At 69.1% G+C, this 10,540-nt stretch carries 14 protein-coding genes; 6 read left to right on the top strand and 8 right to left on the bottom strand.

Annotated features, from left to right (window positions below; translation table 11 throughout):
* Positions 1 to 209 precede the first annotated feature (209 nt).
* The gene (locus tag ACFKCF_RS53470; protein ID WP_394504093.1) at positions 210 to 959 is read right to left on the bottom strand and encodes a dienelactone hydrolase family protein; all 750 of its coding nucleotides are present in this window, start codon (positions 957 to 959) and stop codon (positions 210 to 212) included.
* 262 nt (positions 960 to 1,221) lie between these two features.
* On the opposite strand from ACFKCF_RS53470, the gene ACFKCF_RS53465 reads away from it, so the two are divergent.
* Entirely contained in the window at positions 1,222 to 1,407 is a 186-nt protein-coding gene (locus ACFKCF_RS53465; protein ID WP_394504091.1) for a hypothetical protein, read from the top strand.
* Positions 1,408 to 1,741: 334 nt separating this feature from the next.
* Positions 1,742 to 2,062 carry a hypothetical protein gene (locus ACFKCF_RS53460; protein WP_394504090.1) on the top strand — a complete coding sequence of 107 codons (321 nt, stop codon included), beginning with the start codon at positions 1,742 to 1,744 and terminating at the stop codon, positions 2,060 to 2,062.
* Between the two features lie 113 nt (positions 2,063 to 2,175).
* Here ACFKCF_RS53460 and ACFKCF_RS53455 read toward each other — a convergent pair whose 3' ends face one another.
* Positions 2,176 to 3,393: a hypothetical protein gene (locus ACFKCF_RS53455; protein ID WP_394504088.1), complete on the bottom strand. Its 1,218-nt coding sequence runs from the start codon at positions 3,391 to 3,393 to the stop codon at positions 2,176 to 2,178.
* Between the two features lie 176 nt (positions 3,394 to 3,569).
* Between ACFKCF_RS53455 and ACFKCF_RS53450 the strand changes: the two genes are divergently transcribed.
* Complete coding sequence (locus ACFKCF_RS53450; protein ID WP_394504086.1) at positions 3,570 to 4,607, top strand: tyrosine-type recombinase/integrase; 1,038 nt, start codon at positions 3,570 to 3,572, stop codon at positions 4,605 to 4,607.
* Between the two features lie 134 nt (positions 4,608 to 4,741).
* Here ACFKCF_RS53450 and ACFKCF_RS53445 read toward each other — a convergent pair whose 3' ends face one another.
* Positions 4,742 to 4,933 (bottom strand): hypothetical protein, encoded by a 192-nt coding sequence (locus ACFKCF_RS53445; protein WP_394504085.1) that lies wholly within the window; start codon positions 4,931 to 4,933, stop codon positions 4,742 to 4,744.
* A 22-nt stretch (positions 4,934 to 4,955) separates the two neighbouring features.
* On the opposite strand from ACFKCF_RS53445, the gene ACFKCF_RS53440 reads away from it, so the two are divergent.
* Positions 4,956 to 5,414: a hypothetical protein gene (locus tag ACFKCF_RS53440; RefSeq protein WP_394504083.1), complete on the top strand. Its 459-nt coding sequence runs from the start codon at positions 4,956 to 4,958 to the stop codon at positions 5,412 to 5,414.
* An 810-nt stretch (positions 5,415 to 6,224) separates the two neighbouring features.
* Here the strand turns inward: ACFKCF_RS53440 and ACFKCF_RS53435 are convergent.
* Complete coding sequence (locus tag ACFKCF_RS53435; RefSeq protein WP_394504081.1) at positions 6,225 to 6,572, bottom strand: hypothetical protein; 348 nt, start codon at positions 6,570 to 6,572, stop codon at positions 6,225 to 6,227.
* A gap of 203 nt (positions 6,573 to 6,775) precedes the next feature.
* Between ACFKCF_RS53435 and ACFKCF_RS53430 the strand changes: the two genes are divergently transcribed.
* Positions 6,776 to 7,612: a site-specific integrase gene (locus ACFKCF_RS53430; RefSeq protein ID WP_394504079.1), complete on the top strand. Its 837-nt coding sequence runs from the start codon at positions 6,776 to 6,778 to the stop codon at positions 7,610 to 7,612.
* Positions 7,613 to 7,925: 313 nt separating this feature from the next.
* On the opposite strand, the gene ACFKCF_RS53425 is transcribed toward ACFKCF_RS53430, so the two are convergent.
* The 3 genes from ACFKCF_RS53425 to ACFKCF_RS53415 form a co-directional block, all read right to left on the bottom strand.
* Positions 7,926 to 8,426: a hypothetical protein gene (locus ACFKCF_RS53425; RefSeq protein WP_394504078.1), complete on the bottom strand. Its 501-nt coding sequence runs from the start codon at positions 8,424 to 8,426 to the stop codon at positions 7,926 to 7,928.
* 429 nt (positions 8,427 to 8,855) lie between these two features.
* Positions 8,856 to 9,149, bottom strand: a complete 294-nt coding sequence (locus tag ACFKCF_RS53420; RefSeq protein WP_394504076.1) for a DUF1330 domain-containing protein — start codon at positions 9,147 to 9,149, stop codon at positions 8,856 to 8,858.
* Positions 9,150 to 9,182: 33 nt separating this feature from the next.
* Entirely contained in the window at positions 9,183 to 9,569 is a 387-nt protein-coding gene (locus tag ACFKCF_RS53415; RefSeq protein ID WP_394504074.1) for a hypothetical protein, read from the bottom strand.
* Positions 9,570 to 9,725: 156 nt separating this feature from the next.
* Here ACFKCF_RS53415 and ACFKCF_RS53410 point away from each other — a divergent pair, with 156 nt between their 5' ends.
* The gene (locus ACFKCF_RS53410) at positions 9,726 to 10,292 is read left to right on the top strand and encodes a DUF4291 domain-containing protein (RefSeq protein ID WP_394504073.1); all 567 of its coding nucleotides are present in this window, start codon (positions 9,726 to 9,728) and stop codon (positions 10,290 to 10,292) included.
* An 89-nt stretch (positions 10,293 to 10,381) separates the two neighbouring features.
* On the opposite strand, the gene ACFKCF_RS53405 is transcribed toward ACFKCF_RS53410, so the two are convergent.
* Positions 10,382 to 10,525 carry a hypothetical protein gene (locus ACFKCF_RS53405; protein WP_394504071.1) on the bottom strand — a complete coding sequence of 48 codons (144 nt, stop codon included), beginning with the start codon at positions 10,523 to 10,525 and terminating at the stop codon, positions 10,382 to 10,384.
* Positions 10,526 to 10,540 lie beyond the last annotated feature (15 nt).

Below are 10,540 nucleotides of genomic sequence, written 5' to 3'. Positions count from 1 at the left end.
GTCCGGTGAGTGCACATGAGCGCTTCCCGGCCAGGGTCGACAGATCCCGTTGAGGACCCAGAGGTCAGTCAGTCCATGGGTCAAACCCTGGCGGGAAGCGCTCATCTACATCATCACTGTCAGACCACCACTATCCGGATAACGCATCCCACCGGCATACTCCCGAACCCCGCCGCGAGCACGCAACCACGCCGTGTCACCTCAGACTTTCAGACCGCTGTACTCAGGTGCCGAGCGAAGAATCGGACCGAGCTGTCGATTTCGAAAGACGGGATTCGGAAGTGGCCGCCGGGGTTGGCATGCAGGGTTTTCTCGGCGGAGCCGAGTGCGTCGAACAGCTTCATGACCGAGTCCCGCGGGTTGCCTTCATCGTCCCACTGCAGTACGAACTCGACCGGGATCGTGATCCGCGCCGCGATGTCAATGAGCCAGTCGCTTCCGACGAGGCCCAAGACGGCGGCTGTGATCCGAGGTTCAGCCGCGACGAGGCGGATGCCCATCTCACCGCCCTGGGACAGACCGTAGTACCCGACGGGCCGGCTGTCGCCGACGGAATCCAGTTTCTGGAGCGCGTCGAGGGTGGTCTGCCAGTCGGGGATGAGCTGCGCCGCCACGGTTTCGTTGAGGGCGGGCCACTCCGGGCAGGACCGGAAGGGCTCGCCCGCGGCCTCTTGTTCCTGGATGAGTGTGACGAGCCGCCGGATTTCCCGGTGTTCCGGCCTGTCGCCGGTACCTGGGGCGTCGATCGCGGCGACCGCGAAGCCGCAGGAGGTGACGTAGGGGAAGGCCCGGGAGACGACCTCCCATCCCTTCTTGTGCTGGCCGCCGCCATGCCCGATCAGGACCAGTGGGCGGGGACCGGTGCCCTCGGCGGGCGTCCAGAGCACCCCAGGGATGTCTCCAATGGTGAAGAGTTGCTCGCGGATGCCGTCGGTGCACGTTTCCGTGGTGATGCGCATGGCGGTATTAGACCGGCATTCCCGCTGACGCGCGAGTCGATTATCTGCCCGTCATTAACCGGCTGCTAGGAAGTACATTCGAGGGTCATTGGCCCACATCATGTACGTGATAATGATCTATTATCCCGTACATGAGCGATCATGACGGCGCGGCGAGCAGGAGAACCCCTCGCCGGGACGGTGCGCGACTCCGATACATCACCCGCGCCGACACAGCGATCGCCGCCCGGCATGACCACCGCGCCGAAGATCACCGCTCTGCGTGGTGAAGGCGTCAGCCTCGCCGCGGCCGCCGACGCCTTCCTCGCCACCCCGCGAATGGCCAACCCCAACACCCACCGCGCCTACGCCCTCGGCCATCGACCGCGTCACCGCCCTGCTCGGCCGAGACCGTCCGCTCGCCGAGGTGGCCGACACCGAGATCGGCGCCGCGCTCAACGAGCTGTGAGGCCGATGCGCGCCGGCGACATGGAACCGCAACCGCGCCGCCATCAGCTCCTGGCTCACCTGGTGCCAGGCCAAGAAGCACCGGGCCGCCCCCTCGGTGCCAGCCGACGCCGAACGCCGCAAGGAAAGCGCCGATGAGACCCGCGCGCTCGCCAAGACCACCATCCACCCACTGGCTGCTGTCCCGCCGCGACATCCCGCTGCGGGAGAAGACCTGTGGCGGATGCTCTATGAAACGGCGGCCAGAGTCGCGGAGATTCTGGCGCTGAACGGCGAAGACCTCGACCTGGAGCACCGCCGCCCCCGTCCGCTCCAAAGGCGGCGCCGTCGAGTGGGTGTACTGGCACAGCGGCACCGCCCTTCTGCTGCCCCGACTACTCCGGCTCCCGGACGGCAGCACGCGCAGCCACGGTCCGCTGTTCCTGGCCGGTGTCCGGTCCCCGCCCGCCGTCCGGCCGCCCGCCGACATCTGCCCGCACACCGGCCGCGCTCGCCTGGGCTACGACCGCGCTCGCGTCCTGCTGGACAAGTACGCCGGGCTGGATCTGCACCAGCTGCGCCACAGCGCCGCCACCCACCTCGGCGACGCCGAGATCCCGCTGCAGCTCATCATGGGCAAGACCCGCCACAAGAACCCCCGCACCGCCATGCGCTAGGTCCAACCCGGCGCCGAAGCCATCGTCAAGGTCACCGACGTCCTGGCACCCCGCCGCCGTACCCATTGACCAACTGAGTGGCGGCTCGCCGGAGCTATAGGAGTTCCGGGCCGTCATGGGTTCTGCTCGGTCAGCCGTCCCTCCGTGCGCTGCGGGGTGTCCGGCGACGCGTCGTCTGTCATGGGGTCGGCAGCGGCGGGAGCGCGATCGGTTGATGGGTGTGCCGGTACGGTGATGTCCGCGGCGCGAGCGGGATGACCTGTAACGGAACCGACGGGTCCGGGCAGGCGGGACGTCTCCTGCTCGTGCAGCAGAGCCTGCGCCACGGCGGCGGCGGTCATGGCCTCCTCGCGCTGCTGTTGTGCGGCCTGCAGCGCGCTGGTGGCGTTCGTGAGTTCGGTGCGCAGCCGGTCGGCCTCAGCGGCGGCGACGTCTCGGGCCTGGGCGGCGGCCTTGAGAGCCTGCTCGGCCACAGCGGCCGCGGTGACCGCCTGCTCTCTCCGCTGTTGTTCTGCAGCCAACGTCACACGGAGCCGATCGGCCTCTTCGGCGCGCGCTGCCGCGGTACCGCGGGCCTGCTCGCGCTCCTGCTCGACCTCGCGGATCCGGGCCTCCTGCTCCTGCCGCTGTCGACGGAGGTCAGCGAGCTCGCGTCGCCCGGCGTCGGCCTGCTGCTCAAGTTCGGCGAGTCGGGCGGCGGTGGCGGTGTGCAGCTCGGCGAGCTGGTCGGACCGCTGCCGGGCGGCGTCCCGGTCCGTCTCGGCCCGGTGCTGCTCGGCAGCAGCGTCGGCGGCGGCCTGCTCGGCTTGGGCGCGTGCGTTTTGGTGCTCGCCGACCTGTCGCCAGGCGTCCTGCTCGCGTTCCTCGGCACGGTCGCGCGCACTCTCGGCCTGTGAACGCTTCTGTTCGGCTGCGGCGATCCGGGCAGCGGCGGTGTTGACGGCGGTCACGGCGCGCTGCTCGGCGGCCGCCGCGGCGGCGCGGGCCTCCTCGGCGGCCTGCTCGGCAGCCTCGACCTGGGCCAGCGCGCCGCTGCTCAGCTCGGCCAGCTGGCTACCCAGGGCCTCCTGGGCTGCCCGCCACTGCTCACCGGCGGCCAGCAGCGGCGCGAGCAGATCCTGAGCGCGCAGCAGGGCGTTGGCCACGGGGGCGGCGTGCGCGGTGGTTCGCGCCCGGTAGGCCGCCGCCCGGCAGGCGTCGCTGCAGTACTTGGCGCGGCTGCTGCGCCCCGGCAAGGCCTTGGCGCAGCCGGGGCCGGCGCACCGCGGCTCCGGCTCCGTCCCGGCTTTGTCATTTCCGGCCGTCTCGCCGCTCTCGACCGCGGTGTCCACCGTCACAGTTTCCTGATCGTCTGCCACAGTCCCACAGATTACCGTTCGCAGCGTTCGAACGCAGCATTTCCGTACGTTCGGAAACGATCCAATGTAATCAGCTGACCCGTGATAACCTTCCTTATCGCGGGTCAGGATTGATCAGGCAAGCGCTTCCGGGAAGGGGACAAACCGACATGAGTGAGGGTGAGCGGCCGGCGGTGGCGGGCGAGCACCCGCTGATTTCCGTGACTCCAGAAAAGGGCGTCGCCCATACCGCCGCCGACCACGCGCTGAGCGCCGACACCCGGCGCCTCATCGCCGACGGCGTGCCCGCCAACACGCGCCGCGCCTACGCCCGCCAATGGGCCGCCTTCACCGCCTGGTGCACGGCCCAGAACCGCATCGCGCTGCCCGCCACCGGCGCAACCCTGGCCGAATACACCGCCCAGCTGTGCGCCGCCGGACAGGCCCCTGCCAGCATCGAACAGGCCCTCGCCGCGGTGCGCACCATGCACCGCCTGTCCGGCCACATCAATCAGCCCGCCACCGAGGCCGCCCGGCTTGCCCTGCGCGCCTACAAGCGCCACCGCGCCGAGAACGGCGGACGCGGCCAACGCGAGGCCCCACCGATCACGATCGACGCGCTGCGCGCCATGGTCACCGCCTGCGACCTGACCACCTCGATCGGCCTGCGCGACCGGCTGCTGCTCGTGCTCGGCCTGGCGCTGATGGGCCGCCGCAGCGAACTGGTGGCGCTCACCCGGGAGGACGTGCGGGAGGTCGCCGACGGCCTGGAGGTGGTCATCCGCACATCCAAGACCGACAAGGACTCGACCGGCGAGATCATCGCCATCCCCCGGGGCAGCCACCCGCTCACCGACCCGGTCGCCGCCTGGCGCGACTGGCTGGGCGTTCTCGACCAGGCCGGGCACACCACAGGCCGACTGCTGCGCCGCATCAATCGGCACGGCACCGTCGGGCCGTCACTGGGCGCTGACGCCGTCAACGTCATCGTCCGCGACCTGGCCGTCCGCGCCGGCGTAGCCTCCGGCGACAGCGTCACCGCGCACAGCCTGCGCGCCGGCGGCGCCACCGTCGCCTACGCCGCCGGCGTGCCAGTCGCCGTCATCGCCAAACACGGCCGCTGGGCCCCAGCCTCACCTGTGGTGCTTCGCTACATCCGCGCTGTCGACCGATGGCGAGACAACGCCATGCGGAATGTGGGCTTGTAGCTGCAGGACCACCGGCCTCCCTGATCAGGAGATACGTTGCTCGTTCGGGGCTGGTGACACGTTCGGTGACAGCACTGCGCTCAGGCGGCCACGCGCAGGCTGGAGCAGGAGATGCGGTCGGTGGTAACGCTCCGTCAGTTCTCGCGCACGATGATGGTCGACGCCGCCGGATCCCGGCCCGGCAGCGATCCTGAACGCCCGACCCGTAGTCTGGAGCGGGCCTGATCGTCGTCGACTGGGATCGTGGTGAGCATGCGCAGCAGGTTGCCGAACGCGGACTCGACCAAGGGAGGATCGGGGCTTCGGCTCGCCGGCACGTTCGTCATGGTCGCCACTGTCGTCTCTGCCTTGGTCGTCATCAACTTGTGCTGGGCGGGCGCGGAGTGGACCTCGCACCCGCACGCCAGGGGCGTCGTCTTCGATCCGCATCTCCCTGACGGCACCACGGCGCTTCTGTGGTTCGCCTACGTCGCAGGACCGGCGTCCATGGTGCTCTACCGGATCTACCGCACGCCCGCCGGGCTTCGGGTGATGCCGCTCATCATCGGCCTGTTCGCCATCTCCCAAGCCGGCTGGTTCGCCGAGCCTATGATCGGCTCCGGATCCGTGGGTCTCGCCGTGACCAGCACCCTGTTCGCCTTCGGTATCCCGGCGCTCATCGGCCTGGCCTTCATCGTGTACTTTGTCCGCCTGCCGTACGGGGTAGACGCGAAGAAGCGCTCATCGAGTTCCCTGGTCGTCCACCTCGCGGCGGCGGTCGCCGGGATCGCGCTCGGATTCGCCCTGTACGCCGTCGTCGTCGGCTAGTGGCCCGTCACACAACCTTGGCCGGGTAGCTGGTCCAGCTACGGATGGTTGAGCTGGCGGCGAAGCAGGTTTTCGGTTGCGCGCGTTGCGCCAGCGGACGTAGCCGCCGAGTGGTGTATCAACAAAGCTGGAGGGTTACCGGGCGGTGGCCCTTCGCACCGACAAACGCCAGAGCGTCTACCATGACACACCACCGACGTGGCCTCGATCAGGATCTGGCTCCGCGACCCGATTATCAAGGCGGCACACCCTAGTGTGACGTGGTATGAATCTTGGTCAGTGGGGGGCATGGACGCGGCTGGTCCTGGTCGTGGTGGCGGGGGCTGTCGTCGCCTCTCCCGTCCGATCGACCCCATCCACCGCGACGGGGCACCTCGAAGAGGCCTTACAGCCGGATTCGTCGCTCACCGCCATGGCGCCGCATCCTGGCTGGCGGGTCATACCCCCCGGCGAGCTGGCCTGTCACGCCGGGCCGGGGGTGGCCGCAGTTTCATCTACCTCCACGGCGTGGCCGCGACCGGCCCCGATGATGCCTGGGCCGTTGGGACGTGCCAGGCCGCCGACTATGACTGTTACTGGGCCGGTGCGGATTGCCGCGACCACCTGGGCATCGTCGGGCGCTGGGACGGGCGGCGTTGGAGCCAGATACGCATGCCGTTTGGCCCTGCACTCCGAGAGCCCTTCCGGTGCATCCCAGGGCTGAGGAACCGGCGGACAGCCGTTATCGATGAGAACGATCTTTATGAGACTGGTGTGGTGTTGGCGCGGGACGGCTCGTGACCTCTATGTGGTCCACTGCGGAGCGTGGAGTCAGCGGGGACGACGGAGCTGGGCGGGGTCGGCTTCGGCGGTGATGCGGGCGGAGGCCTCTTCGCCGAGTCGTACGTAGCGGCCGAGGCTGGCCAGGTGCTGGTGGCGGCTCTTGGCCTGCAGTTCGGGTGCGGTGCGTCCGGCTTGCGCGAGATGCTGGAGCGCCGAATGGCGAAGCTGGTGCAGGGTCCACCCCTGCCGGTGTGGGTCGAGCTTCGCGGTGGCGGTCTTGAACAGGTATTCCGCCCGCGGGTAGGACAGCCGGCCGCGCCGGGTGAGCGGGCAGATGTCGCCAGCGGCAGGGGTGCGGGCTCCGGAGGTGGGGGCGCGCCGGTCGGCCAGGAACACCGGCCCGGTGGTGCGGCCGGCCAGCAGGCGGGGCAGCTTCCTGTTTGCATCGACCTATGAAACAGTGTTCGCCCTGGACGCGCCCCGCCGCGAGGCGTGTTTCGTAGGTGTTCATTATCTGTGGTGCCGCTGATCGCGACCTGCGGTGACGTTCAGTGGGCGGCGCGTGAAGCGGCCCTGTTATCTGTGGCAAGGAGGACGTGGTGCCCGTCGTGGCGCAACTGCCGACAGGCCAGCGTCTGACGGTCCGCGCTGCGGCTGGCGCCTTCCTCGACACCGTGGCCAACCCCAACACCGTGCGTGCCTACGCCGCCGGCGTCGGCAAGATCGCGCTGCGGCTCGGCGAGCACCGCCCGCTTGCGGCGGTGGCCGACGACGAGATCGGCGAGGCCCTGGAGGCGCTGTGGGGAGGCGCGGCGGTCAACACCTGGAATGCCCGGCGCGCCGCCGTACTGTTCTGGCTGGCCTGGTGCCGCGACCACGGCCATGCCGCCCCCGCCGTGCCCGCCTGGGCCCGGCGGCTGGCCGCACCCGACAGCCAGACTCCCGCCCGCTCCCAGACCGCGATCGACCGGCTGATCGCCCGCCGCGACGTCGGCATCCGGCAGAAAACCCTCTGCCGCCTCCTGTACGAGACCGCCGCCCGGGCCGAGGAGATCCTCACCCTCAACATCGAGGACCTGGACCTGACCGCCCGCCAGGCACGGGCCAAGGCCAAGGGCGCCCACGCCAAAACCCGCCGCCGCGGCCAGGCACGCGAGGACTTCGTGCTGGAAACCGTCTACTGGGACGCCGACACCGCCCGGCTGCTGCCCCGCCTGCTCAAAGGTCGCACCCGCGGCCCGGTCTTCATCACCCACCGCCGCCCCGGCCCTGGCAAGGTCATCAGCCCTCGCGACGTCTGTCCCGACACCGGCATGGCCCGCCTGTCCTATGGCCAGGCCCGCGCCCTGCTGGATGAGCACACCGCGTTGAAGGGCCCCGGCACGGGCTGGGACTTGCACGAATTCCGCCATTCAGCGCTCAGGACCAGCGGCTGAGCTGCCCTGACCGCCAGCAAATGCGATATGTAGCTGCTCAACAGGCATCCCACCTGAGACAAGGAGCCACGTGGCCGAGGGCAGCAGCACGCCAGCCGGAGAGCGGGTCCAGCCGAGATACGGGTAAAACCGGCCATGAGTCGATCGTGAGAACGTCGGGGCATATCCGCCGCAGGTCCGGGTTGGGGGTACTCGATTCCCGGCGCCGTCTTCCCGCGACGGTTGGCGCCTAGTCTCGGAAGCCGCCTCTCGGGGACCGGAGGAGTGTCGGCTCTAACATGCGAGTTCCGTCTCGCGCATTGTGTTCGGTCGGCTACAGTACGACCCATTCTGTGGTGATCGGGGCTGCTGGGGAAGGCTGTGCCTGATGGCCTCGATCGACAAGACCGCCTACCCGCGGTTCAAGCCGCTCGGCGACCACGCGCTCGGTGGCCATCAGCTCCTTGGCCAGCGCCCGCAGCGTCTTCTCCCTGCCCGGCACCGCAGGGAAGACCACCTGCCGGACCGTCTCATCGGGCTTGCTCAGCGCGGCGTTCACCAGCTTGGTGAAGACGCCGCGCTTGCCGGGCACCGGGGCGAGCTGACCGATCAACTCCTCCTCCACCCGCCGCTCGGCGCGCGCGTTGATCCGGTGAATCAGCCCGATCAGCAACTCCACCAGCCCGTCCACCAGCTCGGCCTGCCGCGTCCAGCACAACGCCGCCAGCAGCGTGTAGCGCACCGGCGCCGAGCAGGCCGCGAAATCCGAGGGATACATCCGCATCGCCCGGTCCCGCCACGCTGCCACGATCTGATCGGAGATCTCGGCGAACACCGCCTCGCCCAGTCCTCAGGGAGCGAGCGGTCGCCAGCTTGCCGATCTCCACCAGCAGGGTGTCCGGCCCCAGCGGCCCAGGGTCGGCCTTCAACTCGGCCAGCACGTGCGGCCGCCCCAGCAACTCCTCCAGCCGGGCGCACACGGCCGGCCCGAGCCACGCCATCACCTGCTCGGCGAAGGCCTCCTCGAAACGGCGGCACCCAGAATTGACGACCTGTTCCACCTGGCCACTGGTCGGCGGTTCGATCCTGGTGCGCCACCAGCCTGCTCCGCGCCCTGCTCGTCCTGACGAACCTCGAACTCGACCGCTGACAGACGATCAAGACCGAAGAAAGCCGCCCACGACCAGCACGAGCACCCACGAACCCCGCCACACCAGCGAAACCAAGATGGTGGATCTTCAGTGAAGATCCGACTGGACCTCGGTCAGTCGATGCCTTCGACGATGCGGAAGTCGCGCTCGACGCCGTCGGAGAGGGCGACCAGCGCCTCCTGGTAGGCCGCACTCTCGCGCACCGCGACGGCCTGCTCGAAGCTGTCGAACTCGATCAGGACGGTGCGCTCGGCGATTCCGGCGTCATGCGCCACGACCCGACCGCCACGGACGAGGACTCGACCGCCCCCGGCCTTGACGGCCGGACGGGCCAGCTTGTTGTAGGCAGCCAGCTTCTCGGGGTCTGAAATGGTGCGGTAAACGCTGACCCAGTAGCCCTTGGGCATGGAACCTCCAGTGTTGGGATGAGTGCATCTGACTTACGGGTTGGTCTCGGACGAGCGTCGGCGGGCGAGAGCGAGGCTTGTCAGCGTCGTGATCGCCATGGCGCCGATGCCGACCAGCACCGCGGTGGTGTAGGCGCTGTCGTCGGGGAAGAGGTGGCCGGGCCGGTGCCCGCGGCGAGGATCAGGCCGCCGATGGCGCTGCGCGGTCATGGCACACCCCTTATCGTCGAAGTGACGATACCCATGATGGCACACCATCCGGGGTGGGACACATGTGACGAATGCCACGGGAGTACCGACGCTGCGGACGACGTAGTTGAAGCTCATGGCGCTCGACGTCTCGCTCTTGGGAGTGACGGCCAGGATGACGCCGGGCATCGCGGCCGAGAAGCCGCCGAAGCCGAAGCCGAGCACGCCCATCGCCGCGAACAGTTCGCCGCGCGCCCAAGCAGGCGCAGGATAGTGGCAGGGGAGGGGTGCCGGCCGGGCCGACGCGACGTTTTTGCAACCGGCTCCGGGTCACTGGCAGAGAAAACGGCTCGCGAGGCCAATAGAACGGATGGCAGGGTGCGATTCATGGCACCCCAATATCAAATTCGTGCCGACTACGACACTCGCACGATTGTGGTCTACCAGGCGTACTCGCCCGCCATCGCTGATGCGGCGCTGCAGGCGGGCCGCTTCGTCGCGCCGTTCTCATTTCACCGGATGACGTGGATCAAGCCGTCGTTCATGTGGCTCATGCACCGCAGCAACTGGGCCCGCAAACCCGGTCAGGAGCGCATTCTCGCGGTGCGGATAACGCGCGAGGGATGGGAGGAGGCCCTGTCCCAGGCCGTGCTCACGACAGCAGACCCAGCAGCCGTGGCGCAGGCGGCCGTGCATGTCCAGTGGGACCCCGAGCGCTCGCTACGCGGGGCGGCGCTCAACCATTACAGCATCCAGGTCGGCATCGGCCGCCATCTCATTCGCACGTTCACCGACGACTGGGTGGTCAGCCTCACGGAGCTCACCCCGCAGGTCCGCAAGGCTGTCTCCCTGATACAGACCGGCCAGGGCGCAAGAGCCCAGCGGCTGATCCCCACAGAGCGCGCCTACCCGCTGCCTCGGGCGCTGGAAAACCGCCTTTTCTCAGGTGGTTGACCATCGACTGCCGCGAAGCAGAGGTACACCGCACCGATTGCCATCCGACGCCGATGAAACGCTCCCTACCAGCACTTTCGCCACAGGCCTTACAGGCCCGGCTGGAACAGGGCCCGGCACGCCTTTCCGAGCGCCGGCTCCGCTGCGGCGAGCGCCTCCCGGGCCCGAGGCTCCACCGCTGCCTCCGCCAGGCGCTGGGCCAGTTCGTAGAGCTTGGCGGTCGTCATCCACATGTCTGCGACGACGGC

The organism is Nonomuraea sp. JJY05, assembly GCF_043496855.1.
Taxonomy (GTDB): Bacteria; Actinomycetota; Actinomycetes; order Streptosporangiales; family Streptosporangiaceae; genus Nonomuraea.
Note: the sequence above shows the minus strand (reverse complement) of the source record. Positions and strands in the feature narration are given on the sequence as shown.